The 25,518-nt window shown below is 63.9% G+C and carries 22 protein-coding genes and 2 pseudogenes; 14 read left to right on the top strand and 10 right to left on the bottom strand.

The features are described from left to right. Positions 1 to 34: 34 nt before the first annotated feature. Together NKK50_RS03265 and NKK50_RS03270 are read right to left on the bottom strand one after the other, a co-directional pair. Positions 35 to 469, bottom strand: a complete 435-nt coding sequence (locus NKK50_RS03265) for a hypothetical protein (RefSeq protein WP_023744745.1) — start codon at positions 467 to 469, stop codon at positions 35 to 37. Between the two features lie 13 nt (positions 470 to 482). Continuing rightward, positions 483 to 2,615 (bottom strand): annotated as a pseudogene (locus tag NKK50_RS03270) (TonB-dependent hemoglobin/transferrin/lactoferrin family receptor); the annotation flags it as partial. Between the two features lie 258 nt (positions 2,616 to 2,873). On the opposite strand from NKK50_RS03270, the gene hemP reads away from it, so the two are divergent. The 5 genes and pseudogenes from hemP (at position 2,874) to NKK50_RS03295 (ending at position 6,979) form a co-directional block, all read left to right on the top strand. Beyond that, entirely contained in the window at positions 2,874 to 3,080 is a 207-nt protein-coding gene (hemP, locus tag NKK50_RS03275) for a hemin uptake protein HemP (protein ID WP_023673860.1), read from the top strand. A 36-nt stretch (positions 3,081 to 3,116) separates the two neighbouring features. Further along, positions 3,117 to 4,176, top strand: a pseudogene (locus NKK50_RS03280) (hemin-degrading factor). Positions 4,177 to 4,186: 10 nt separating this feature from the next. Then, a complete protein-coding gene (locus NKK50_RS03285; protein WP_023815472.1) occupies positions 4,187 to 5,068 on the top strand; it encodes a heme/hemin ABC transporter substrate-binding protein in 882 nt (293 codons plus the stop codon). A gap of 4 nt (positions 5,069 to 5,072) precedes the next feature. Further along, positions 5,073 to 6,167 (top strand): FecCD family ABC transporter permease, encoded by a 1,095-nt coding sequence (locus tag NKK50_RS03290; protein ID WP_352543100.1) that lies wholly within the window; start codon positions 5,073 to 5,075, stop codon positions 6,165 to 6,167. A 23-nt stretch (positions 6,168 to 6,190) separates the two neighbouring features. Further along, on the top strand, positions 6,191 to 6,979 hold the full coding sequence (locus NKK50_RS03295) for a heme ABC transporter ATP-binding protein (RefSeq protein WP_352543101.1): 789 nt from the start codon (positions 6,191 to 6,193) through the stop codon (positions 6,977 to 6,979). 109 nt (positions 6,980 to 7,088) lie between these two features. On the opposite strand, the gene rirA is transcribed toward NKK50_RS03295, so the two are convergent. Further along, entirely contained in the window at positions 7,089 to 7,550 is a 462-nt protein-coding gene (gene rirA, locus NKK50_RS03300; protein ID WP_023672640.1) for an iron-responsive transcriptional regulator RirA, read from the bottom strand. A 295-nt stretch (positions 7,551 to 7,845) separates the two neighbouring features. Between rirA and NKK50_RS03305 the strand changes: the two genes are divergently transcribed. The 3 genes from NKK50_RS03305 to NKK50_RS03315 all read left to right on the top strand — a co-directional run bounded on the left by NKK50_RS03305 (position 7,846) and on the right by NKK50_RS03315 (position 10,329). Next, positions 7,846 to 9,141, top strand: coding sequence for a DUF445 domain-containing protein (locus NKK50_RS03305; RefSeq protein WP_352543102.1), 1,296 nt, complete (start codon positions 7,846 to 7,848; stop codon positions 9,139 to 9,141). 107 nt (positions 9,142 to 9,248) lie between these two features. After that, positions 9,249 to 9,671, top strand: a complete 423-nt coding sequence (locus NKK50_RS03310) for a phasin family protein (RefSeq protein WP_023672638.1) — start codon at positions 9,249 to 9,251, stop codon at positions 9,669 to 9,671. Between the two features lie 160 nt (positions 9,672 to 9,831). Continuing rightward, positions 9,832 to 10,329: a MaoC family dehydratase gene (locus NKK50_RS03315; RefSeq protein WP_023681725.1), complete on the top strand. Its 498-nt coding sequence runs from the start codon at positions 9,832 to 9,834 to the stop codon at positions 10,327 to 10,329. Between the two features lie 15 nt (positions 10,330 to 10,344). On the opposite strand, the gene NKK50_RS03320 is transcribed toward NKK50_RS03315, so the two are convergent. Next, complete coding sequence (locus NKK50_RS03320) at positions 10,345 to 11,814, bottom strand: MFS transporter (protein WP_352543103.1); 1,470 nt, start codon at positions 11,812 to 11,814, stop codon at positions 10,345 to 10,347. A gap of 131 nt (positions 11,815 to 11,945) precedes the next feature. Between NKK50_RS03320 and NKK50_RS03325 the strand changes: the two genes are divergently transcribed. After that, a complete protein-coding gene (locus NKK50_RS03325) occupies positions 11,946 to 12,839 on the top strand; it encodes a LysR family transcriptional regulator (RefSeq protein WP_023691058.1) in 894 nt (297 codons plus the stop codon). Between the two features lie 4 nt (positions 12,840 to 12,843). Here NKK50_RS03325 and NKK50_RS03330 read toward each other — a convergent pair whose 3' ends face one another. Next, positions 12,844 to 14,262 (bottom strand): aminotransferase-like domain-containing protein, encoded by a 1,419-nt coding sequence (locus NKK50_RS03330; protein ID WP_023739060.1) that lies wholly within the window; start codon positions 14,260 to 14,262, stop codon positions 12,844 to 12,846. A gap of 106 nt (positions 14,263 to 14,368) precedes the next feature. Here NKK50_RS03330 and NKK50_RS03335 point away from each other — a divergent pair, with 106 nt between their 5' ends. Beyond that, positions 14,369 to 15,232, top strand: a complete 864-nt coding sequence (locus tag NKK50_RS03335) for a DMT family transporter (RefSeq protein WP_023706042.1) — start codon at positions 14,369 to 14,371, stop codon at positions 15,230 to 15,232. A 28-nt stretch (positions 15,233 to 15,260) separates the two neighbouring features. Here the strand turns inward: NKK50_RS03335 and NKK50_RS03340 are convergent, their stop codons facing one another. From NKK50_RS03340 to NKK50_RS03350, 3 genes are read right to left on the bottom strand one after another with little or no spacing between them, the layout of a single operon-like run. Next, complete coding sequence (locus tag NKK50_RS03340) at positions 15,261 to 16,301, bottom strand: zinc-dependent alcohol dehydrogenase family protein (protein WP_352543104.1); 1,041 nt, start codon at positions 16,299 to 16,301, stop codon at positions 15,261 to 15,263. Positions 16,302 to 16,337: 36 nt separating this feature from the next. Then, a complete protein-coding gene (gene maiA / locus NKK50_RS03345; protein WP_023688172.1) occupies positions 16,338 to 16,988 on the bottom strand; it encodes a maleylacetoacetate isomerase in 651 nt (216 codons plus the stop codon). A gap of 4 nt (positions 16,989 to 16,992) precedes the next feature. Next, complete coding sequence (locus NKK50_RS03350) at positions 16,993 to 17,700, bottom strand: fumarylacetoacetate hydrolase family protein (protein WP_023688173.1); 708 nt, start codon at positions 17,698 to 17,700, stop codon at positions 16,993 to 16,995. A 178-nt stretch (positions 17,701 to 17,878) separates the two neighbouring features. Between NKK50_RS03350 and NKK50_RS03355 the strand changes: the two genes are divergently transcribed. Beyond that, entirely contained in the window at positions 17,879 to 18,562 is a 684-nt protein-coding gene (locus NKK50_RS03355) for a response regulator (protein WP_023672627.1), read from the top strand. Positions 18,563 to 18,685: 123 nt separating this feature from the next. On the opposite strand, the gene NKK50_RS03360 is transcribed toward NKK50_RS03355, so the two are convergent. Further along, complete coding sequence (locus tag NKK50_RS03360; protein WP_023805427.1) at positions 18,686 to 20,029, bottom strand: hybrid sensor histidine kinase/response regulator; 1,344 nt, start codon at positions 20,027 to 20,029, stop codon at positions 18,686 to 18,688. 3 nt (positions 20,030 to 20,032) lie between these two features. Continuing rightward, positions 20,033 to 21,217: an FIST N-terminal domain-containing protein gene (locus NKK50_RS03365; protein ID WP_348524292.1), complete on the bottom strand. Its 1,185-nt coding sequence runs from the start codon at positions 21,215 to 21,217 to the stop codon at positions 20,033 to 20,035. 248 nt (positions 21,218 to 21,465) lie between these two features. On the opposite strand from NKK50_RS03365, the gene NKK50_RS03370 reads away from it, so the two are divergent. The 3 genes from NKK50_RS03370 (at position 21,466) to NKK50_RS03380 (ending at position 25,330) form a co-directional block, all read left to right on the top strand. Then, positions 21,466 to 21,966: a (2Fe-2S)-binding protein gene (locus NKK50_RS03370; protein ID WP_023672624.1), complete on the top strand. Its 501-nt coding sequence runs from the start codon at positions 21,466 to 21,468 to the stop codon at positions 21,964 to 21,966. A 122-nt stretch (positions 21,967 to 22,088) separates the two neighbouring features. Next, on the top strand, positions 22,089 to 24,434 hold the full coding sequence (locus NKK50_RS03375; RefSeq protein ID WP_023829891.1) for a xanthine dehydrogenase family protein molybdopterin-binding subunit: 2,346 nt from the start codon (positions 22,089 to 22,091) through the stop codon (positions 24,432 to 24,434). A 98-nt stretch (positions 24,435 to 24,532) separates the two neighbouring features. Next, positions 24,533 to 25,330: an FAD binding domain-containing protein gene (locus NKK50_RS03380; protein WP_023710724.1), complete on the top strand. Its 798-nt coding sequence runs from the start codon at positions 24,533 to 24,535 to the stop codon at positions 25,328 to 25,330. Positions 25,331 to 25,518 lie beyond the last annotated feature (188 nt).

Raw genomic sequence — 25,518 nt, forward strand, 5'->3', positions numbered from 1 at the left:
AATATCTTGCAGGAAGGCCGGATGCAGTCCCACCTCAGACGCCGAATGCGATACCGGTCTTGGTCTGCGTCTTCAGGCCGCGCATGCAGGCGCCCGGTTCGACGCCGGCGCATTCGGTGGCGCTGTTGATCAGCACGCGGCTGAGTTTGGTGCAGTCGGTGCCGGCGAGGTCGAAGCGGGTCACCTTGGTCTTGCCGGCCGGCAGGTCCTTGAAGTCGAGCACGCTCAGGCGGTCGACCACGCCGGCCTCGTTGAACAGCGCGATTTCGAAAGCCGCCTTGGACAGATCGGCGCCGAGCGCATTGTTGACGACGAAGGTCAGCCGGCAACCCTTGTCCGAGGGCTGCACGGCATTGAGCTCGAGGCTGAGTTGCGGAGCCGGCGCGGACTGAGCCCACGCCGGCGCCAAGCCAAGCGACATCGCCAGCGTCGAGGTCAGGAGGCGAAGCGATGTGACCAAGCTTGTCATGGGTGTCAGCCTCCATGGTTGCGGCCAGCTTCAGCGTGATGCCGGGTTCATAGATGACGGCGGTGGTACCGCCGTTCAGCGGGTTGGTGTATTTGACGTCGAACAAATTGTCGGCGCGGAAGTCCACCTTCAGATTGTCGGTGGCCTGGTAACTGGCGAAGGCGTTGACCAGAGTATAATCCTTGGCCACGGGGTTGCCCTTCGGCTTGCCGTTGTACTGCACCTCGCCGCCAACGGTCAGCTTGTCCTGAAGGAAGCGGAAGCCGAGCTGCCCGGTGACCTGCGAGGACGGGATGGTGGCAAGGTCGGCCCGCTCGCCTTCATCGGAGATGGTGTGGCCGTTGATGATCGAGGCTGAGAGGCCAGCATAGCCCCAGCCGGCATCGTAGACGCTTTCCAGTTCGAAGCCGTTTATCTCGGCCTGGGCGAAATTCTGGTACTGGAAGCAGATCGGAATGCCGGGGCCGAACGGGCAGCCGCTGGTCGGGTCGAATGGCGACAACGTGACGCCTTCGATGTAATCGTCGACATTGTTGTGGAAGTAGCCGGCCTTGAGCCGGAACGCGTCGCCGGCTTCGACAAGGTCGTTCAGCTTGTAGTTGACGCCGAATTCGGTGGTCTTGCCGGTTTCGGGCCGCAGGTTCGGATTGGGCAGGAACGGGAAGGTGACGCCTGCCGGATGGTTGCCGCTGATCAGCGTTTCGGTCAGCGACGGCGAGCGGTAGCCTTCCGCATAGGTGCCATAGAACTGCAGGCCCGCCAGGCTGGCGCTTTCGAAGGGCGTGACACCAACGGTGATGCGCGGCGACAGACGATCACCTGACGTTTCGTGGGTGCTGTCTTCGAGGCTGTAATTGTCGTAACGCAGCCCGGCAATGACCTCGAGCCAGTCCCAGGTGAGCTTGTCCTGGATGTAGGCGCCCGAAACACTACGCTTGCCCGATGGGGTGTAGAAGCTGTCGCCGCCGGCGGTGCCGCCGGTCTCGACATCGTCACCCACCCAGTCGCCGCCATAGGTCAATTCGTGCGCAACACCGGCTGTTTCGAAGCGCGACGTGTTCCAGATGTCGACGCCGGCCGTGCCAACGTCGAAGGTCGAGGTCGAACCGACGGGCAGCAGCACGGGAAGGCCGGTCGACGGATCGAAGCGGTTCTGCGGGACCAGCGTGGCGAGGTCGAGATTGGTTTTGTTGTAGGAGGCGTTGATGTGGAGATCGAGCCAGCTCCTGGCGTCGTCAGTGATGTTGTAGCGGGCGGTGAAGGTGTTCGACTTCAGGTCGACGTCGTTGGCCGGCACGCCGCCGCTGGTTTCCGTCCAGCCGTCGCTCGAGCCGACCCAGCCGAGCTTCAATTCGCTGTTCTCGCTCGGGCGGATTGTGGTCTTGAGCAGGCCGCTCAGCACGTCGAAACCGGTACCGGCGACGGTGTCGCCGCTGCCATTCTTGTAGTCGCCGTAGTCGCGGTAGACGATGTTGCCCAGCACATCCAAATCGTCGTTGAATTTGTAGGCGCCGCTGGCGCTGGCGGTCCAGCCCTTGCCGTTGCTTTCATAGCGCCCGGTGACGGAGCCGGCCCAGGTTTCGCCCGGTCTGAGGAAATCCACCGCATCCTTGGTGTCGAAGAAGACGACGCCGCCAATGGCGCCGGAGCCGTAGGTGTTGGCGGTCGGTCCGCGAATGACGTCAACGGATTTGATGAGCTCGGGATCGACATAGAAGGTCGACTGCGTGCCGTGGTCTGAGCGCTGGAAATTCTGCCTGGCACCGTCGACGATGACCGCGACGCGACCGAAATCCTGCAGGCCGCGGATGTTGATGCTGGAGCTGACGCGTCGCGCATCGGCCTGCACGGCGACACCAGGCACACCGAGCAGCATTTCGTTCGGCGTCGTCGCCATGCGGCGGTCGAGCTGTTCCTGGTCAACATGGCTGGCCGAGGCCAGCGATTCGATTGCCGTCTCGCCGGTGCGGCTGATGACGAGGATCTTGTCCAGCAGGGTCGCGCCGGCGGGCGCCGGCTTGGTGTCCTCGGTTTTCCTGGTCTGGTCGGCCTGGTCAGCGGCCGGCTGAGCGGCCTGCTGAGCGCTGACCGGCGATGTCAGCAGCGCGATCGTCGCTGCCCCCGCAAGCAAGGCCACCTTTGCCATACACCGATGCACCGGACCGGTGCTCGCCAGACCCAGTCGTCCAGAATTTCCCAAGCCCATGCCCCAACTCCAAATTCCAGGTTCGACGCTGGCTGGCTTGGCGCTCGCTGGCTTTTTTCATTCCGTCCGGCGTCTTAAATATTGACTCATTTAGTCCGGTATTGCACTGACTAATAAACATGATGATTCAAGTCAAGAAATGAATCGGCATTTGCAACGCCTAGCCAGTTGCCCGGCACAGGAAAGGGATCGAAAGAGATGAACACCCACAATCCCAACGACTTCCGTTACCGCGTCCGCCGTTCCGAGGAGACGCCGACCCGCTTCGACCGGGTGCCGCTGGCGGTGCGGACGCTGTCCTCCAACACGCTGTTCCAGGGCGAGCACGAGATCGGCATCGAGCACCATGGCGCGCTCTATCGGCTGAAGATCACCCGCCAGGGCAAGCTCATCCTCAACAAGTGACGAAACGACCAAACACGGCAGACAGGTAAGCAGGACATGGACCAGCGCGCAAAACCCGCCCCGCATGAAATCCGGCGGGCGCGGGCAGACAATCCGAAAGCGCGCGAGCGCGATCTTGCCGCCGAGCTCGGTATTTCCGAGGCCGAGCTGGTGGCCGCGCATTGCGGCGACGGCGTCGTGCGCGTCGAGCCCAGGGTCAACGATCTTCTGACCGGCCTCGACGCCGTCGGCGAAGTGATGGCGCTGACCCGCAACGAAAGCGCGGTGCACGAGAAGATCGGCGTCTACGACAAGGTTGTCACAGGCACGCACGACGCCATGGTGCTGGGCGAAAACATCGACCTGCGTATCTTTCCAAAGGTCTGGGCGCATGGCTTTGCCGTCGAGAAGCGCGACGGTGGCGACATCCGCCGCAGCCTGCAATTCTTCGACGCGGCCGGCGATGCGGTGCACAAGGTGCATCTGCGGCCGGCGTCTAATCTCTATGTCTACCAGAAGCTCGTGGCCGCACTCGAATCGCCGAACCAGGAGGCGACCGTGTCTATCGCAGGCCTGGCCGACGACGACGCGGAGACGTCGGGCATTGCCGCAGACATCGATGATCTGCGCGACCGCTGGAGCCGGCTGACCGACGTGCATCAGTTCTTTGGCATGTTGAAAACGCTGAAGCTCACCCGCCGCCAGGCCGTGCGCATGGTCGGCCAGGACTATGCCTGGCTGCTCGACAATGATGCCATCGGCGCCATGTTCCACCATGCCGCCGCCGACGGCATGCCGATCATGTGTTTTGTCGGAAACCGAGGCTGCATCCAGATCCATTCCGGTCCCGTCAAGTCGATCAGGCCGATGGGGCCGTGGATCAACGTGATGGACGAGACGTTCCACCTGCATCTGCGCACCGACCACATCCAGGAGGCGTGGGCGGTGCGCAAACCGACCAAGGACGGTCATGTCACCTCGCTCGAAGCCTATGGCGCCGACGGCAAGATGATCATCCAAGTTCTTCGGCGAGCGCCATGAAGGCGAGGGCGAGCGCGACGACTGGCGGTTCCTCGCCGAAAATCTGCCGCGCATTCCAAGCCCGACCGCAGCCTGAGGAAACGACGATGATTTCACTGTTCAGGACGCTTGCCGCGGCCATGGGCCTGTCGCTGTTTATTGCCGCCCCAGTGCCGGCCAGCGAGAACGTGGCCGTGTTTGCCGACACGTCGCGGATCGTGGCGATCGGCGGTTCGATCACCGAGATCGTCTACGCGCTTGGCGAGGAAGGTCATCTCGTCGCCCGCGATTCGACCAGCCGCTACCCCGCCGCCGCGGTCGCGCTGCCCGACGTCGGCTATATGCGCCAGCTGTCGCCGGAAGGCGTGTTGTCGGTCAATCCTTCGGGCATTCTGGCGCTGCATGGCAGTGGGCCGAAGGAAGCGGTCGATGTGCTGAAAAAGTCGAGCGTTCCGTTCATCGACGTGCCCGAGCATTACAGCCATGACGGCATCCTGGAAAAGATCCGCATCGTCGGCAAGGCGCTCGGCGTCGACGCCAAGGCCGAGACGCTGGTGGCTGAGACCGACGCCAAGCTGAAGGCGGCCGAGAAGCAGACGGCGTCGATCAAGCAGCGCAAGCGCATCCTGTTCGTGCTGTCGATCCAGGGCGGCAAGATCCTGGCCGCCGGCACCGACACCGCCGGTGATGGCATCATCAAGCTCGCCGGTGCGGTCAACGCCGTCGAAGGTTTTTCCGGCTACAAGCAGATGTCCGACGAGGCCATCGTAACCGCCAGGCCGGACGTGATCCTGGCCATGAAGAATGCCGGACCGCCGATTGCGGAGGCCGAGCTTTTCGCCATCCCGTCGATCACCTCGACGCCGGCGGGTGAAGGCCGCAAACTGATCCTGATGGATGGCAGCTATCTGCTCGGCTTCGGGCCGCGCACGGCCGATGCCATCCACGATCTCGCAGTCTCGCTCTATGGCAGCCAGGTCACGGACTGAGCCGATGGTGGATCAGTCGATCGCCGGCACGGCGCGCAAGATGGCCGAGGGCGATCGTTCCGGGCGCGCGCGCCTGGTTATTTTGCTCCTGTGCGTGGCCCTTGCCCTTTCGCTGTTCCTGTCTCTGAGGTCGGGCGCTTCCGATGCATCGGCCGTCGGTGTCATTCGTGACTGGCTAACCGGCGCCGTGCCGGCCGACGCCGCGCTTGGCGCCCGCGACCGGCTGATCGTCTACGACATCCGCATGCCGCGCGTGCTGCTCGGCGTGCTCATCGGGGCGGCACTGGCCGTATCGGGTGCGGTCATGCAAGGCCTGTTTCGCAACCCGCTCGCCGATCCCGGCCTGATCGGCGTTTCCGCCGGGTCGAGCCTCGGCGCGGTCGCCGTCATCGTGCTCGGCACGACGTGGCTGGCGCCGCTCACTCTGGCGCTCGGCGGGCTGGCCTTGCCGCTCGCCGCTTTCTGCGGCGGCCTTGCGGTCACGCTGGTGCTCTACCGCGTCGCCACGCGGCAGGGGCGCACATCGGTCGCTACCATGCTGCTTGCCGGCATTGCGCTCGCAGCCATTGCCATGGCGCTGACCGGTATCCTGATTTTCATGGCCGACGACCGGCAGTTGCGCGACCTGACCTTCTGGCAACTGGGCTCGCTGGGCGGCGCGACCTGGCCGAAGATCGCTTCCGTCGGTCCGATCATCATCCTGGCGCTTGCGGCAATGCCGTTCCTGGCCAAAGGCCTCAACGCCCTGGCGCTCGGCGAGGCGACGGCCGGACATCTCGGCATCCCGGTACAGCGGCTGAAATACACCGGGATCGTCGGCGTCTCGGCAGCGGTCGGCGCCTCTGTCGCAGTCAGCGGAGGCATCGGTTTTGTCGGCATCGTCGTGCCGCATCTGCTGCGGCTGCTGATCGGTCCGGACAATCGCTATCTCTTGCCGGCTTCGGCGCTGCTCGGCGCCTCGATGCTGCTGATTGCCGATGCCGTCGCCCGCGTCATCGTGGCGCCGGCCGAACTGCCGATCGGCATCGTCACGGCGATCGCCGGCGCACCGTTCTTCCTCTGGATCCTGCTGCGCAAGCGCGGGGTAATCGACTTGTGAGATTTGAAACCTATGAGGCCGGCATGATCGAAGCACGCGATGTCTCGGTAGCGATCGGCGGCAAGCGCATTGTTGCCAATGTCGATTTCGTCGCGCGGCCGGGCGAAATTGCGGCAATCGTCGGACCCAACGGCTCGGGCAAGACGACGTTTTTGAAGGCGTTGTCGGGCGATCTGGCGTTTACGGGGACAGTGGCCGTCAACGGGCGCGACCTCTCCGAGATGAAGCCGGTGGAGGCCGCGACCGTGCGTGCCGTGCTGCCGCAGACCGCGACGCTGTCCTTTCCCTTCACCGTGCACGAAGTGGTCAGGCTCGGCCTTATCGGCGGCCGTTCCGGCGTTCTGCCGGGCGAAGATGATCGTCTGCCCGAGCGGGCGCTGGTGCGGGTCGACCTCGACGGCTTTGCCGGCCGTTTCTATCAGGAGCTCTCGGGCGGCGAGCAACAGCGCGTGCAACTGGCGCGCGTGCTGTGCCAGGTCTGGGCGCCGGTGCTGGACGGCAAGCCGCGCTATCTCTATCTCGACGAGCCGGTCTCCAGCCTCGATATCAAGCACCAGCTGATCATCATGAACATCGCCCGCGATTTCGCCCGGCGCGGCGGCGGTGTGATCGCCATCCTGCACGACCTCAATCTGACGGCCATGTATGCCGACCGGATTTTCGTGATGCATCGCGGCCGGCTCGCCGCCGACGGTTCACCGCAGGAGGTGCTGAGCGACGATCTGATCGAAAAGGTGTTCGATTGTCGGCTAAGGGTCGGTGTGTTGCCGGCGGCGAACATGCCGTTCGTCTTGCCGCAGTCAGCCGCCTAAAAGCGCGTCGCGTTTGAACGGACTCAGGCGACGCGCTTTAGGTCTTTGTTTTTATGCATGTCGTTGTCTCAAAACCGGGGCCACTTTTGAGCGACATGCACTAGAAAACTCAGGCGGCCGGAGCTCGCTGGACCAGCATGTCGATGCCGAGCAAATGACGCACATTCGGGCGCGCCGCCACCATATCGGCGATAGTGTAGCGGGAGAGTACGGCAAAGAAGGCGTTGAGCGCCTCGCGCAGCGCCGAATTCAGCTGGCAGCTGTCGACCAGCGGGCATTCGGCGGCGTCGTTTTCGAAGCACTCGGCCATGGCGAAGCTCTCTTCGGTCACCCGTACGACGTCGAACAGGCTGATCTGCTCGGCGGGGCGGCCGATTCTCACGCCGCCATTCCTGCCGCGCACCGTCTCGACCAGGCCATGCTCGACCAGCGGCTGCAGGATCTTGAACAGGAAAAGCTCCGACACCGAATAGGCGGCCGCAATCTCGGGGATGCGGCTCAGGCGATCGTTGTTGGCGGCGCAATACATCAGGATGCGCATGGCGTAGTTGGTCTGGCGCGTCAGCCGCATTTCATTCCTCACCCGAGTCCTGGCGCGTTGGAACTGCACCAGATTTTAGATTGTGCTGGTGCGGCTTTCTCACCCGGAGTTTCGGATTCGCCCACACTGGCCTGATCGGAATATGGCCTATACCTTGGAACAATTCCAGACTGGCATTGCATGATAGATGAACATTCTTGTCAACTTTGCGTGCGAAACCGACAATTCCCGGACGAAATCGGCCCATCCGATCATGCTACGGGCCCAAACACCCCCTAAATAGCCCATGCCAGATAGCCAAGAGATCGATGAGGAGCGGCGTATCATGTCCCAATCGGCTTCGTCCCTGGCGCCTGGCGGTTTTGATGCCGAGACGGGCGCCAAGCTTTTCGCGTTGCGGCGGACAAAGTTCCTCGCCACGGCTGCGCTGGTGCTTTGCGTCGTGGTTTTTGCCGTGGCCAAATCGTTCGAGGCCAAGTATCCGTGGCTGGGCTTCGTGGCGGCCTTCGCCGAGGCGGCGACCATTGGCGGCCTGGCCGACTGGTACGCGGTGGTGGCGCTGTTCAAGCGGCCGCTGGGCCTGCCGATCCCGCACACCGCCATCATCCCAGCGAACCAGAACCGCATCGCCGATAATCTGGGCCGCTTCATCGAGGTCAATTTTCTGGCGCCGGAGCCGGTGCGCGAAAAGCTGGCCGAGGTCGATTTTGCAGCACTGGTCGCCGACTGGCTGACTGACGCCGAACGCTCTGCCGGCCTGTCGCGCTTCGTCGTACGGCTGGTCCCGCAGACGCTTGCGGCGATCGAGCAATCCGGCCTGCGCGGCTTCGTCACCAGCCGCATGCTGGAGCAGATCGACAAGGTGCCGCTGGCGCCGCTCGCGGCCGAATTGCTGTCGGCACTGACCGACGACCGCCGCCACCAGAAACTCTTCGACGAATTCACCAGGGTGATCGGCCGGTTCCTGAACGATGAAGAGGCGCTGGCGACCATGCGCGAGAAAATCCGCGAGGAATTGCCGTCGCTGTTCAACCTGTTCAGAGCCGACGCCTATCTGCTGAAGAAGATAGTCGCTTCCGCCGGTTCGCTGCTTGACGAGGTGCGGGCCGACCCCGACCATCCGATGCGCGCCGAATTCGACCGTTTCGCGCACAGCTTCATCGAGCGGCTCAGAACCTCGAAGCAATACGCCAAACGGGCCGAGAAGCTGAAACGCGATTTCCTGGCGCGGCCGGAAGTGAAGTCGCTCGCCGGCGACATGTGGCAGAGCCTCAGCCTGTTCATCGAACAGGACGCCAAGGCGGAGAATTCGATTGTTCGCGCGCATCTCGCCAACATGTTCGTCGAGGTCGGCCGCCATCTCTCAGGCGATCCGCAGATCAGGGCCGACATGAACCAGGGCTTTGTCGTGGCGCTGTCGTCATTCGTCGAGAGCCAGAAGAGCGGTGTGTCGACGTTCATCGCCGATCAGGTCAAGCGCTGGGACCTTGCCCAGCTGACGAGGCTGATCGAGATGAGCATCGGCAGGGACCTGCAATATATCCGCTTCAATGGCATGATTATTGGCGGCCTGGCCGGTCTCGTGCTCTACACGGCGGAGAGGCTGTTTCTCGCTGGCTGATGCTGCATTTGCCGCTGAATTGCTTGGGCGTCCGAATGGACACACGGCGCGCGAGTGCTATTGTCCAGAACAGGGTTCAGCATTTGCGACACTGGGGAGCACGAGCAATGGCCAAACAACCCGACTCCGATTCGTTCCTTGACATGTTCAGCCGGTTCGGCCGTGACCTGAAGGTGCCGAATGTCGAGGCGATCCTCGCGCATCATCGCAAGAACCTCGAGGCCCTGGAAAGATCGGCGCGGGCGGGAGCTGCCGGCGCGACCTCATTGTTGTCCAGACAGCGCGAGATGCTGCAGGACACGCTGCGTGAAGTCAGCGACATGGCGCAGAGCTACAAGGCGCCGGGCAATCCCCAGGAACTGATGACAAAACAGGCGGAGTTCGCCAGGAAATCCTTCGAAGCCGCCCTGAAAAATGCCGGCGAAGTGGCCGAGCTGGTCAAGAAATCCGGCACCGAATCGATCGAAATCCTGCGCAGCCGCATCAAGGAAGCGATGGAGGAAATCCGCTCGGGCTATGACAAGAAGTGACTCTCAACGCAACCATGAGAGGAGCGGGCCGGTTGCGGCGCATGAGCATGGACGAGGGACGCTGTTTGGCGGAAAATGGCGGAACGGAATCGCAACGGGCGAATTGACAGGAGCCGTCCGTTCGTGGTCCGAGGCACTGGGAGCCACCGGGAAAGCAGGAATGACGGAACTACGGCCGAAAACGCCGCCGACCTTCGAGCAGTTAAGGGCGATGGCCGGGCAGGAGCTCGGCGTGTCGGAATGGACGACCGTCGACCAGAACCGCATCAACCAGTTTGCCGAATGCACAGGCGACCATCAGTGGATCCACGTCGATCCGGAGCGGGCGAAGCGGCAGAGCCCATTTCGCACCACGATCGCGCATGGCTATCTGACGCTGTCGATCATCGGCGCGCTGGCGCTGGGCATGGGCATCGTCCCCGAAAACACGCAAGCCGCCTTCAATTACGGCTTCGACAAGGTGCGGTTCCTGGCGCCCGTCAGGGTCGGCGCACGCATCCGGCTGCGCACGACGCTGTTGTCGGTGGAGGACAAGGGGCCGGGCCAGTATCTGATGAAGGCCGCCAATACGGTCGAGATCGAGGGCGAACAGAGGCCGGCGCTGACCGCCGAAACGCTGGTCATGCTTTATGAGCGGCGCAAGCGGGCGGGAGCGTAAGCTCCCTATCTTCGGTCATGATGGCTGTTGCCGCACCGACAGCCTGCCGCCGGCGCGGGTCGAGAGCAGTGCCAGCAACAGCGCAGCCACCGCCAGGACCGTTGCCGTCTGAAAGGTAACCTGCATGCCGTGCGCGGCTGCCGCTGAGGTCAGCATGTCCTGGCTTTGCCGTTCTCCCGTCGAGGCAGCCGCAAAAATGGCGCCCATAAGCGATGCGCCGGTGATCAGGCCGAGATTGCGCGACAGATTGAGCAGGCCGGACACCACGCCGCGCTCGCCGGCAGCGACACCGCTCATGACGGCGGCATTGTTGGATGTCTGGAACAGGGCGTACCCGAAGCAGGTGACGGCGATCGGCACGATATAGCTGGCAATGCCGAGTTTTGTTGCGGCGAGCGACAAAAGCAAGGTGCCGTTGACCAGGCCGAATAGTCCGGCGATCATCATCCTGTTGGTACCGAAGCGATCGGTGAGGCGACCGGCGATAAGTGCCGAGAGCGCGGAGACCAGCGGACCTGTCGACAGGACCACGCCGACCATCGCAGCATTGAGCCCCAGCCCTCGCGACAAATAGAACGGAGCGACCACCAGGGTCGCCATCATCACTGTGGCGACAACGAGGTTCGTGGCGAGGCTGGCGCTGAGCCGGATGTCGTACAACCGGGCAAGCCGGATCAAGGGATTCTTCGCCCTCTTCTGCGCGACGCCGAACAGAACGACGCCGATGCCGGCGGCAACCAGCAGGCCGGTGTTGAGGGCGCCGAAATGGCCGTGGCCGAGCGTCATGGCCAGTGCATAGGCGGCGAGCGTCAGGCCTAGCAAGACCGTCCCGATCGCGTCGAACCCGCCTTGAACGCCCGCAGCCTTGCCGCGGGCAGGCAGGGCCAGCCAGGCGAGGGCAAAGGTCAGGAGGCCGAGCGGCACATTGACGAGGAAGAGCGCCCGCCAGCCAAAGCCGGCGATCAGCAAGCCGCCGAGGGAGGGTCCGAGCGTCGTGCCGATCGCCGACATGGCGCCGAGCAGGCCCATGGCGCTGCCGGTTCTCTCCTTGGTCACGGTCTCCGCGACAAAGGCCAGCGTCAACGCCATCATCAGCGCGGCACCCAGCCCTTGCACGGCGCGCGCCGCAATCAGCAGCCAGAGCGTCGGCGCCAGGCCGCAGAGCACCGAGGCCAGTGTGAACAGCGCGATGCCGCCGAGCAGCAACGGCCGGCGGCCGACCATATCGGCCAGCCGGCCGGCGCTGACGATCAGGGCCGTGATGGCGAGCAGATAGGCGAGAACCACCCATTGCACGGACTGGAACGGCGCACCGAACGCCTGCATGAGGGAAGGCAGTCCGACGCTGGCAATGCTGGTTCCAAGCGACGACAGCAGCGTGGCGAGCGACAGGCTGGCCAATGCCAAGACAGGAGAGTGGGCCAGGCCTGCGGACCGGGTGTTCTGCGGCGCCGTTGCGCACTCGTTCTGCTCGGCAGTTGCCATGGCGATTTCCTCCTTGTCAGTCCCGCAACCGGACCTGTCGGAGATCTAGTCGTCAGGGTGGAATGGCGGAAGGCGCAGCATTTGCATCTTATTCGTGCACCAAACGCCATGGCATGTGCTACAATCCGCCAATGACATCGCCCGACCTCAATCTGCTGTTCGCTCTCGACGTCCTGCTGACCGAAGGTAGCGTGGCTCGCGCGGCAACCCGGCTGCGGCTCAGCCCTTCGGCGATGAGTCGCACCCTGGCGCGACTGCGCGAAGCGACCGGCGACCCGCTGCTGGTTCGGGCCGGTCGAGGCCTTGTGCCGACGCCGCGCGCGGAGGCATTGCGGCAGCAGACCGGCCGTGTCGTCCAGGAAGCAGAAACGTTGCTGCGCCCTGCCAGGCCTCTCGATCTCGCGAAGCTGAACCAGATCTTCACGCTGCGCACCAATGAAGGGTTCGTCGAGGAGTTCGGGCCGCGTCTTGTCGCTCGCATCCAGGCCGAGGCGCCGGGCGTGCGGCTGCGATTTGCGCCGAAAGCCGACAAGGATGTCGCCTCGTTGCGCGACGCAGCGATCGATCTGGAAATCGGCGTTGCCGGCGAGACCGGACCTGAAGTGCTGATACAGGCGCTGTTCCGTGACCGGTTCGTCGGCGCCGTAGGAGCCGGCCATCCCTTGAGCGAAGGCGCGGTGACGCCTGAACGCTACGCGGCCGGCCGCCACATCAGCGTTTCACGGCGGGGTCGGGAAAGAGGGCCGATCGATCAGACTTTGGCGCTGCTCGGCCTGCAGCGAACCGTGGCGTGCATGGTCTCCGGCTTTTCGGCTGCACTCGCCATGGCGCGCGCTTCGGACCTTATTGCCAGCGTGCCCGAACGGCACACGCAAGGCGCACGCGCCGGCATGGTCAGCTTTCTGCTGCCGGTCGCCACGGTGGAGGTCACCATCTCGATGCTCTGGCATCCACGGCTCGATGCCGATCCGGCGCAACGCTGGCTGCGAGATTGCGTTCGGAAGGTCTGCGCGGCCTCCCGCTGAGCGCTCAGCGCGCCATTGCCGCCTTGAGCACCCTGAAAATCCGCTCGTCTTGGCATTGGGCAACGTTGAAGCGCAGGAACCGGCTGGCGGTTCCCGACAGGCTGAATGCATTGCCGGGCGCCAGCACGATGTTGTCGGCCAATGCACGGCGAGCAATTTCAGCCGCATCCACGCCATCCGGCAGGCTGCACCACAGGAACAAGCCGGCCGGTTGGTCGATCCAGGGCGTGATGCCGATCGCCTTCAGGCGCGCGCCCGTCTCACCCATGGCGCGGGAAAGCCGCGCGCGCAGCAATTCCATGTGCTTGCGGTAGCTGCCGTCCCTAAGCAGCGTCAGCACCAGTTCGGCCGCCAGCCGGCCGCCGCCGAAGGTGGTGGCAATCTTGAGGTCGGTGAGTTGCTCGATCCAGTCGCGCGGTGCCGCGATGAAGCCGCAGCGAACCGATGCCGATAGCGTCTTGGAGAAGCTACCGATATGGACGACGCGGTTGAGGCCGTCGAACGCCGCCAGCCGGGGCGCGGGACTGTGCTCGAAATCGGCGAAGATGTCGTCCTCGACGATGGTCAGGTCCGACTGGTCGGCGAGCTTCAGCAGCCGGTGCGCGGTGACCGGCGACAGGATTGCGCCGGTCGGGTTGTGGATGGCGGAATTGGTGATGTAGAGGCGCGGCCTGTGCTCGGCGAGCGCCTGCGCGAACAGCTCGATATCAGGCCCCGATGGCGTGTAGGGCACGCTGACGACCTTGGCGCGGTGGGCGCGCAGCAGCGCGTGAAAATTGAAATAGCAGGGGTCGTCGACCAGCACGGTATCGCCCGGTTCGATCAGGAAGCGGCACAGAAGATCGATGGCCTGCGTGCCCGATTCGGTCAGCATGATCTGTTCGGGCGAGACCTCGATGCCGTGGCCAGCCATGCGCCGCGCGAGCAATTGCCTGAGCGGCGGCAGGCCGAGCGGCGTGCCGTAATCGGCTAGGTCGACATCGTCGGCGCGCGCCACGGTGCGCAGCGCCCGGCGCAAGGCCCCCTGCGGCATCCATGAGGCCGGCATCCAGCCGCAGCCGGGTTTCAGCATCTCGTCGCCGGCTTCCAGTGACTGGCGCGAAACCCAAAGCGGATCGACAGCGCGGTCGAGCCGCGGGCCTATCTCGGCCAGCGACAGTGGCGCCAGCGATCCGGCGGCATAAAAACCCGAACCCGGCCGTGAGCGTATCGCGCCTTCGGCAGCGAGCCGCTCATAGGCTTCGACCACGGTCGACTTGGACACCTGCATGGCCTTGGCAAAGGCGCGGATCGAAGGTAGCCGCGCGCCTGGCGTCAGGCTGCGCGCCGATATCCGCTGGCGGATGGTCGCCATGACAGTTTCCACAAGCGTGGTCGCGACAGGAGGGTGCGCATTGCCGGTTTCCAAAATGAGTTCGGTCATCTGTATTGCTCTGATAGCCATTACAGTTTTGCGGAATTGTACTGCATTGTCTCTGGCTGCACCATAGGCACTTGCCCGATAGAGGGCGAAAGCAATGGAGCCTGGAATGGACAAAACCGCGAGCGGCTGGATGAACGGGTTCATCGGCGTGCTGATCTTCTCAGGCTCGCTGCCGGCAACGCGCGTGGCCGTGGCCGATTTCGATCCGATATTCCTGACCTCGGCCCGCGCCGCGATTGCCGGACTTCTCGGTCTCGCCATGCTGATGCTGTTTCGGCAGAAACGCCCGGAGCGCGGCGATTTTCTGTCGCTGGTGATCGTCGCCCTTGGCGTGGTTGTCGGCTTTCCCTTGCTCACCGCGCTGGCGCTGAAGCACGTCACCTCCGCCCATTCCATCATCTTCGTCGGCCTGCTGCCGCTGGCCACCGCGATCTTCGGCGTGCTGCGCGGTGGCGAGCGTCCGCGCCCGGCCTTCTGGCTGTTTTCCTGCATCGGCAGCGCGCTGGTCGCCGGTTTTGCCCTGATGCAAGGCGTGACGGCCTCACCTGTCGGCGACGGCCTGATGCTGGCCGCCATCATCGTCTGCGGCCTGGGCTATGCCGAGGGGGCGGCATTGTCGCGCAGGCTGGGCGGCTGGCAGGTGATCTGCTGGGCGCTGGCGATCTCGCTGCCGATCATGCTGGTTCTGACCTTTGCGACGCTGCCGTCGTCCTTCGCCGGCATCGGCTCTCACGCCTGGATGGGTCTCGCCTATGTCTCGCTGTTCAGCATGCTGATCGGCTTCGTGTTCTGGTATCGCGGCCTGGCCCAAGGCGGCATCGCTGCCGTCGGGCAGTTGCAGTTGCTGCAGCCCTTTTTCGGCCTGGCGCTGGCAGCGTCGCTGCTGCACGAGCAGGTCAGCCCGCTGATGGTGGTCGTGACGCTCGGCGTGGTGGCTTGCGTGTTCGGGGCGAAGAAATTTGCGCGCTAGGAGTTTGGTGGTGGAGGGCGACTCCGCCCTAGAACTTCGTCACCACCCCAATGCCAATCCCCTCGAACCCGCCCATTGCCACCAGCGCCGCAGGCGCCTCATCAAGGCTGATCTTCTTGCCGACCAGCAGTTCGGGCTTGAGCTTGCCGGTGCGGATCATCTCCATCATGGCGGGGTAGCGGTGGGCCTGCATGCCGTGGCTGCCGAGGATTTCCAGCTCGAAGGCGATCACCTTGTCCATCGGCACTTGCGGGCGGGCGTGTTCGCCCAGCATCAGGCCGACCTGCACATGGCGGCCGCGCCGGCGCAGATTGGCAATCGAGTTGAACGATGTCGTGGGGTGGCCGAGCGCGTCCATCGACATATGCGCGCCGCCATTGGTGATCTGCTTGATCGCCTTGACCACGTTCGGCGTGGTCGAGGCGTTGATGGTCGCCACGGCGCCGATCTTTCTGGCGAAGTCCAGTTTCTCGTCGGTGAGGTCGATGGCGATGACATTGGCGCCCATGGAACTGGCGATCATGATCGCCGACAGGCCGACGCCGCCGCAGCCATGCACCGCCACCCATTCCCCCGGCGTCACCCGGCCCTGGTCGACAATGGCGCGAAACGAGGTGACGAAGCGGCAGCCGAGGCTGGCGGCGGTGGCGAACTCCATCTCCTCGGGCAGGCGTACGAGATTGGTGTCGGCATGCTCGATAGCGACATATTCGGCAAACGATCCCCAGGCGGTGAATCCCGGCTGCGTCTGGTGTTCGCAGACCTGATGATTGCCCGAATTGCATTCGAAGCAGCGGCCGCAGCCGACGCAGAACGGCACGGTGACGCGCTCGCCGGCCTTCCAGCGGGTGACCTGCTTGCCGACGGCGACGACGATGCCGGCCAGTTCATGGCCCGGCACATGCGGCAGTGTGATGCCATCGTCATGGCCCATCCAGCCATGCCAGTCGCTGCGGCAGAGCCCGGTCGCCTCGACCTTGATGACGACGCCGTCGGCGGCCGGTTTAGGATCCGGCACGGTCTGGATTCTCGGCGCTTCGCCGAATTTTTCGAAGACGACGGCTTTCATCGGCAACTCTCCGTGCTCTGCTCCGGCATTGTGAGCCTATTCGGCATCTATCTGATTCTCCGGCGCTGCCTTCTGAAAGGCCGGCAGCGCCATGCAGGCGGCGTGGATGCGCGAGATCTCGGGGTAGGGTGTCAGGTCGACGCCGAAGCGGGCGTTGCTGGCGATCTGGGCGACCAGGCAGATGTCGGCGAGGCCCGGTGCGTCGCCATGGCAAAATGTGCCGGTCTCATCCGATGAAGCCAGAATCTTTTCAAGCGGCTGGAACCCTTCGTTCACCCAGTGGCGAAACCAGTGGATGACATCCTGGTCGCCGGCGCCGAACAAAGTGCGCAGCGAGGTCAGCACGCGCAGATTGTTCACCGGGTGGATGTCGCAGGCGATCATCTGCGCCAGCATTCGCACGCGCGCCCGGCCGAGCGCGTCCTTCGGCAACAGCGGCGGTTCGGGATGGGTCTCGTCGAGATATTCGATGATCGCCAGCGACTGCGTCAAAAGCGTGCCGTCGCCCAGGATCAGCGCCGGCACCAGCCCCTGCGGATTGACCGCTAGGTAAGCCGGCTCCAGATGGTCGCCATGACGCAGATGATGCGGCACGTAATCGTAGGTCAGGCCCTTCATCTCGAGCGCAATGCGTGCGCGATAGGAGGTGGAGGAGCGGTAGTAGTTATGGAGGACCAGATCGCTCATCGGATCACGGCTTGCCCATCGAATCTTGGCCGATGGTGATCTCGATGGTGCCGATGCCGTCGACACCGCCGGTCATCGTCTGACCCGGCGCTACCGCGCCGACGCCGGCCGGCGTGCCGGTGAAGATCAGGTCGCCCGGTTGTAGTGCAACCGCACTGCTGCAGATCGAAACGATATCGGCAATCGGCCAGATCAGTTCGGCGAGGTCCCCATCCTGCTTCACCGCGCCGTCGACGGCGAGCCAGATGCGGCCCTTTTGCAGGTGGCCGGATTTGGCGGCTGATACCAACGGGCCGCAGGGCGCCGAGCGGTCGAAGGCCTTCGACCAGTCCCACGGCCGGGCTGCTTTCTTGGCCTCGTCCTGCAGGTCGCGGCGGGTGAGGTCGATACCGACGCCGTAGCCCCAGACATGGTCGAGCGCCTGCGCGCGAGGAATGCGGAAGCCGGCCTTGCCGATCGCAGCGACCAGCTCGATCTCATGGTGCAGGTTTTTGGTCAAAGGCGGGTAGGGGACCGTGGTGCCGGAATCGACCACCGCATCGGCCGGCTTGGTGAAGAAGAAGGGCGGGTCGCGCTCGTCATTGCCGAGTTCGCGGGCATGCGCGGCGTAGTTGCGGCCGACGCAGAAGATGCGGCGCACCGGAAAACGCTCGGCAGAGCCGGCGACGGCCACCGACGGGGTTGCGGGCAGGGGAAGGACGAAGTCTGTCATGCGCGGGTCTCTGCTTCAACTGAGGGCACATTTGACCGATTTGGACCGCCGGGCAAGGCATCAGCGCTGGCAAAAGCGTCGGCTGCGCTCCGTGGACCAAGATGGCGATAGACTATTTGCCAATAAGCTGGCCATACCAGCGGGAGTATCGTGCCCACGGAGAACTGAAACGAACACCATGACCGCAATCAACGATCGCGCCCGGTTTCTGATCATCGACGACCATCCGCTGTTTCGCGAGGCGCTGCACAGCGCCGTGCAGATGGCCTATCCGGAAGTCGACACCGTGGAGGCGCGCTCGATCGCCGAGGCGCTCGATCTCCTGGGTGGGATAAAACCGTTCGATCTGGCGCTGCTCGATCTCAACATGCCTGATGTCCATGGCTTCGATGGACTGCTGCAACTCAGGACCCGCCATCCGCGGCTGCCGGTGGTCGTCGTCTCGGGCTATGAGGAGCCGAAGATCATCTCCGAGGCGTTGTCCTATGGCGCTGCCGGCTTCATCCCGAAATCGGCGCGCAAGAGCGATCTTGCGGCCGCAATCCGCTCGGTGATGGAGGGCGCGATCTATGTGCCGGAGACCTATGAGGGACAGCCGCCCGACGCCGACAGCGCCGACCGCGCCGATATGGTGCAGCGGCTGGCCAAACTGACGCCGCAGCAGCTGCGCGTGCTGCAGATGCTGCGCCAGGGCCTGCTGAACAAGCAGATCGCCTACGAGCTGCAGGTCGGCGAGACCACGGTCAAGGCGCATGTCTCGGAGATCCTGCGCAAGCTCAACGTCTACAGCCGCACGCAAGCGGTGATTGAGGTGTCGAAGCTGGACAATGCGGAGCTGTTTCGCGATCAGGCCGGGTTTTGATCTTTACCCTCCCCCTTGTGGGGAGGGTCGATCCGCGAAGCGGAGCGGGGTGGGGGAGCTTGGCGCTGCACCCCGCCCCGGCGCTGCGCGCCGACCCTCCCCATCGAGGGGAGGGTATGGGGCTCAAGCCAGCAGATGCGCCAGCAGCGCCCTTAGCTGCGCCGGCTTTAGCGGCTTCCGCATCAGCTCTATGCCTGCGGCGCGGGCTGCCTTGGCGACGGCCTCCGATCCGTCGGCGGTGACGATCAGCGCCGGCACGGCGCGGCCGAGATAATCGCGGACTTCGGCGATGGTGGCGGTGCCGAGGTCGCCGTCGTCGAGATGCTGGTCGGCAATGACGATGTCGGGCACCCAGTCGGTGTCGCCAAGCAGGCTGATCGCAGCCTCGGTCGAAGTCGCGGCGCGCACCAGGCACTGCCAGCGCTCGAGCAGGAAGGTCATCGCCTGCAACACGTCGGCGTCATTTTCGACCAGCAGGACCTTGGTGCCGAACAGGCCGTAGCCGCGCGGCCGCTCCATCTCGGCAAGGCTGGCGATGGCGTCGGCGCTGGCGCCGATGCCGACCGGCACGTCGATGTGGAAGATGGTGCCGCGCCCAACCCTCGAGGAGAACGTCACGGGATGACCGAGCGCGGCGGCCATGCGCCGCACGATGGCAAGGCCCAGGCCCAGCCCGCCGCCGGAGATCCCGGTATCGGCTGGAATGGCGGAGCCGCGATGGAACTCCTCGAAAACCGCCTCGCGCTGATCCTCGGGAATGCCGCAGCCGGTGTCGGCGACATCGATGCGGATGGTGTCGCCGCGATGCCTGGTGCCGACCAGCACGCCGCCGAAGCGGGTGTAGCGCAGAGCGTTGGACAGGATATTCTGCAGGATGCGGCGCAAGAGCGTGCGGTCCGAACGCACCACGGCGCTGACCGGGCGGAACTTCAGCGCCAGCCCCTTCATCTCGGCCACGGGCAGGAAATCCGACCGCAGCGAGGAAAACAGCGTCTCCAGATTGACATCGCCGATGTCGGGCTGGACCACGCCGGCATCGAGCTTGGAAATGTCGAGCAGCGTGCGCAACAGGTCTTCCATGGTCTCCAGCGAGCGCTCGACCTGGCGGACCAGCTTCTTGCCCTCGTCGCTGGTCTGCACTTCGGCCAGCGCCGAGACGGAGAGGTGGGCGGCGTTCAGCGGCTGCAGCACGTCATGGCTGGCGGCGGCCAGGAACCTGGTCTTGGACAGGTTTGCCAGCTCGGCGTTTTCCTTGGCGGCGCTGAGGTCGATGTTCGACTGTTCCAGCCGGCGCAAGGTCGAGTGCAGTTCCTCGGTGCGCATACGCACGCGGTTTTCAAGTGAAATCGCGGTCTGGAACAGCGAGAAGGCATTGCCTTGCTGGTCCATCGAGCGCTCGACGCGGCTGACCAGAGCGGCGTTGATCTTCTTCAGCCTGTCGACGTCGTCGATGTCCCTGAGCGGCATGGGCTATTCCGCCGCCTGGCGTTCGCCGAAGGCGATGCCGGTGAAGGTTTGGTTCAGATGCATCGAGCGGTACTGTTCGCCATAGGTGCCGAAGCCGATGACATTGTTGACCCGGTAGAGCTCCGAAATGTCGCGGAACACCTGGCGGTTGCGCGCATCGAGCCGGCGCAGCACGCAATCGAAGCCGAGGATCATGTCGATGCCGCCGAGCCGTTGCTCGACGTCGCGCAGTGCGGCGCGCGTGGATTCCACCATGTCCTTGGGCTGGGCGATGGACAGCACGACGCCGTCGTCTATGGCGCAGAAGAATGACAGCGAGCCGTCGGGATGCATCTTCTGGATCGAGCGGCAGTAAAATTCGCCACCCACTTTCACCACCACCGGGTGCGAAGCGAAGCTCATCGGCGTCAGGTTCTGCGCAACGATGCCGACGGAGGCTGCATACTCCTCAGCCGCATTGGTGGCGTTGAATTCGCGCACGGTGCGGTGGTCCGGATCGGATGCCGTCACCACCAGCTTCTCGTCGGTGGGGATGAAATTGTCGGTCTTGAAGACATGGAACGGAATCTCGGTGGCGATCAGCACAATGATGGCGCTGTCGGACGCTACCTTGCCGTTCGAAATCAGCCTGGTGGTTTCGAATTTCAAATCGTCGCCCGCCGAACCGCCGATCAGCGGGATGTCGTCCAGCCCCCAATGGATGGCCGAGGTCACCGCTTCCTCTGCAAAGGACAGGCCGTCGATGAAGCAGAGCGCGAAGGTGCTTTTGGCATGGCAACTGCCGGTGCGTCCGCGCAGCAACCGCCGCAAGGCCTCGACTTCATCAGTGATCCTGTCCATGCCCGACGAGGAGAGATTGTCGACCATGGTGCTGACCGCCGAAAACGACGCGGAGGGAAAGAGCATGGCGAGCACATGACCTTCCTCCAGGCCTTGCGGGGTGATCTCGCCGGCGGTCGAGCAGGCGGCGTAGGCCAGCGTCGGCGCTTGGGTCTTCAGCGCTTGCGAAAGGACGCTCGCATCAAGCAGGCTCTGGGAAAAGAACAGCAGGGCAAAGCCGGCATCGATGGCTGCGGCCTCGGCGGCGACCGCTCGGGCGAATGCATCGGCGTCGGGCTCGTCGGTGGTGAGCGCCGACAGACCGGATGCATAGCTCGTCCGTGAACTGGCCAGAGGCTTCCTCCCGATATCCTCCGACGCTTCCTGCGCGCGCCCGTTTTATGTCTCTCGGCGCGCTGGCGTCGAGGGCATTGTTGCCCCCTATTCGCTCTTTGGCAATGGGGCGGACAGGCCCATGATTTTCGTTTTGTCCATGACCGAAAGTACAATGAGCGCCGTGTGTTTTTTGCGCTTTGTGCAGTGTACCAATAGGGCATGGCCGAGCGCCAAAGCCGCATCGGCAGCATGACTACCAAGGTCATACCCAGGGAGGATGCATGTCGGACGTTTCGTTTGTCGTGAACGGAAAACGGATCAGCGGCGCTGCCGAGGACCGAACGCTTCTGGTTCATTTCCTGCGCGAAAATCTTGGTCTCACCGGAACGCATGTCGGTTGTGACACCTCTCAATGCGGCGCCTGCGTCGTGCATGTCGACGGCAGGGCAGTGAAGTCCTGTTCGATGCTGGCTGTGCAGGCCTCCGGGTCGACCGTGGTGACGATCGAAGGGCTTGCCAATGGCGGCGACCTGCATCCGATGCAGGCCGCGTTCAAGGAACATCATGGGCTACAATGCGGCTTCTGCACGCCGGGCATGATCATGACCGCGACCGACATGATCGCGCGCCATCCCGAAGGCCTTGACGAGGCGACGGTGCGCGCCGAGCTCGAAGGCAACATCTGCCGCTGCACCGGCTACCACAATATCGTCAAGGCGATCCTTGCCGCATCGCAAACGATGGCGAAGGCGCCGAAGGGCAGGGTGAAACAAGCGGCGTAGAAAGAAGCGAGTAGTGAATAGTGAATAGCGAGTAGTCGGTTTAGCCGAACCGCTCCGAGCACAATTCCCTACTCACTGTTCACTATTCGCTACTCACTATTCGCTATTCCGGAGGAATTCCTATGGGCATTGAAGGCATCGGCGCTCGGGTCGTGCGCAAGGAAGACAAACGGTTCATCACCGGCGCCGGCCGCTATGTCGACGACATGGTGGTTCCCGGCATGAAGCATGCCGCTTTCGTGCGCAGCCCGCACGCGCATGCTCAGATCAAGAAGATCGACGTCAGACGAGCGCAGGCGATGCCCGGCGTCATCGGCGTCTTGACCGGCAAGGAGCTCAAGGCCGACGGCATCGGCAACCTGATCTGCGGCTGGATGATCCATTCCAAGGACGGCTCGCCGATGAAGATGGGCGCGTGGTCGCCGCTGGCCGTCGACAAGGTGCGCTATGTCGGCGACGCGGTCGTCATCGTGGTGGCGGAAACCAAGGGCCAGGCCCGCGACGCGGCCGAAGCGGTCGAGATCACCTACAAGGAATTGAAGGCGGTGGTCGATGCCACCAAGGCGCTGCAAAAAGGTGCGCCGCAGGTCCATGCCGAAGCCGAGGACAATCTTATCTTCGACTGGGAGATCGGCGATGCCAAGGCGACCGATGCGGCGATCCAGGCGGCGGCCCATGTCACCCGCATGAAGATCGTCAACAACCGGCTGGTTCCCAACGCCATGGAGCCGCGCGCGGCCCTTGGCCATTACGACAAGGCCGAGGACCATTTTACCTGCTGGACGACGTCGCAGAACCCGCATGTCGCGCGGCTGGTGATGAGCGCCTTCTACAATGTCGCACCGGAAAACAAACTGCGCGTCATTGCGCCCGATGTCGGCGGCGGCTTCGGCTCGAAGATCTACATCTATCCCGAAGAGATCGTCTGCCTTTGGGCGTCGAAGAAGACCGGCGTCCCGGTCAAATGGGTCGCCGACCGTACCGAAAGCTTTCTCACCGACGCGCATGGCCGTGACCATGTCTCGACGGTCGAAATGGCGTTCGACAAGAACAACAAGATCACCGGCTTCAAGGTAGACACCATCGCCAATCTCGGCGCCTACATGTCGCTGTTCTCGTCTTGCGTGCCGACCTATCTCTACGCGACGCTGCTGTCGGGCCAGTACAACATCCCGACGATCCACGCCAATGTGCGCACCGTCTACACCAACACGGCACCCGTCGACGCCTATCGCGGGGCAGGGCGGCCGGAAGCCACGTATCTGCTCGAACGGACAATGGAGACGGCCGCGCGTGAACTTGGGGTCTCGCCGGCGGAGTTGCGGCGCGCCAATTTCATCACCGAGTTTCCGCATCAGACGCCGGTCATCATGAACTATGACGCCGGCGACTATGGAGCTTCACTCGATGCGGCGACACAGGCGTCCGACTATGCCGGCTTTGCCAAGCGCAAAGCGGCGGCCGGCAGCCAGGGCAGACTGCGCGGCATCGGCATGAGCTGCTATATCGAGGCCTGCGGCATCGCGCCGTCGGCGGCGGTCGGTTCGCTCGGCGCCGGCGTCGGTCTGTGGGAATCCGCCGAAGTGCGGGTCAATGCCGTCGGCACGATCGAGGTGCTGACCGGCTCGCACAGCCACGGCCAGGGCCATGAGACGACCTTCGCGCAACTCGTCAACCAGCGTTTTGGCGTGCCACTGGACTCGGTCTCGATCGTCCATGGAGATACCGACAAGGTGCAGATGGGTATGGGCACCTACGGCTCGCGCTCGGGCGCGGTCGGGATGTCGGCAATTGCCAAGGCGCTCGACAAGGTCGAGGCCAAGGCCAAGAAAATCGCCGCCCATCTGCTCGAGGCCGACGAGGGCGACATCGTCATCGAGAATGGCGAGGTCAAGGTTGCCGGCACCGACAAGAGCCTGCCCTGGTTCCAGGTGGCGCTTGCCGCCTACACCGCTCACAATCTGCCGGCAGGCATGGAGCCGGGACTGAAGGAAACAGCCTTCTACGATCCGGCGAACTTCACTTTCCCGGCGGGCTGCTACATCTGCGAGGTCGAGATCGATCCGGAAACCGGCACGACCGAGATCGTCCAGTTCGTCGCGGCGGACGATTTCGGCAACATCATCAACCCGATGATCGTCGAGGGTCAGGTGCATGGCGGCATCGCCCAGGGCATCGGCCAGGCGCTGCTGGAAGGCGCGCACTATGACGATAGCGGGCAGCTGCTGACGGCGAGCTACATGGACTACACCATGCCGCGCGCGGACGACCTGCCGTCATTCAAGGTGTCGACCTCGAACACGCCGTGTCCGAGCAATCCGCTCGGCATCAAGGGCTGTGGCGAGGCCGGCGCCATCGGCTCGCCGCCAGCGGTCATCAACGCCATCACCGACGCTTTGGGGATTGTGGACATCGCCATGCCGGCCTCGCCGTCGACGGTGTGGGCGGCGATACGGGCGAAGAAATGAGTGAGTAGGGAGTAGTGAGTAGGGAATGGGCATCGCCGGAGATGACAGCGTCCCTATTCCCTACTCACTACTGCCTAACCACTTCAGGGGAGGATCACATGTACGCAGTCAACTACCACCGCGCCGCCTCGGTCGCCGACGCCGCCAAGCTGGTGAAGAGCGGCGACGCCAGGCTTTTGTCAGGCGGCATGACGCTGATCCCGGCGATGAAGACGCGGCTCGCCGCACCGTCCGACCTGATCGACCTGTCGCGGATCAAGGAGCTGCAAGGCGTCAAGGTGTCGGGCAAGACCGTCACCATCGGCGCCGCCACAACCCATTACGACGTCGCCAATGACGAGAAGCTGCGGAAGGCCTGTCCGGCGCTTGCCCACCTTGCGTCGCTGATTGGCGATCCGGCGGTGCGCCACAAGGGCACGATCGGCGGCTCGGTCGCCAACAACGACCCAGCCGCCGATTATCCGGCGGCGCTCTTGGCGCTGGGCGCCACCATCGTCACCAACAAGCGCGAGATTTCAGCCGCGAAATTCTTCACCGGGCTGTTCGAAACGGCGCTGAAAGAAGGCGAGATCATCACCTCGGTGAGTTTTACCGCGCCGGCCAAGGCTGCTTACGAAAAATTCCGCAACCCGGCCTCGCGCTATGCGATCGTCGGCGTGTTCGTGGCAAAGGGCAAGGACGGGGTCAGCGTTGCCGTTACCGGCGCCGGCGATGACGGTGTGTTCCGCTCGAAGGAGATCGAAGCAGCACTGGCGAAGAATTTTGCCGCATCGGCGCTCGACGGCGTGAAAGTGCCGGCGAAGAATTTGATGACCGACCTCCACGCTTCGGCCGAATACCGCGCCAATTTGATCGCCGTGATGGCCAAGCGCGCGGTGAACGCCGCCAACGCTTGAACAGTGCCAATTCGAGACGGGAAGGGGCCATTGCGGCCCCTTTCTTTTTTGCGATCACAAACGTTGGCGCCAACACGCGCCAATCTCAAAGCTTCGCACTTGCACAAAGTTATCCCGCACTGCAATATAAACTGGGCGGGAATACGAGGCGAATCCGTGGCGCAGCGATGCGCGCTGCATCGGTTCTT

This window comes from Mesorhizobium sp. M0001 (assembly GCF_040324255.1).
In the GTDB taxonomy this organism is placed as follows: domain Bacteria; phylum Pseudomonadota; class Alphaproteobacteria; order Rhizobiales; family Rhizobiaceae; genus Mesorhizobium.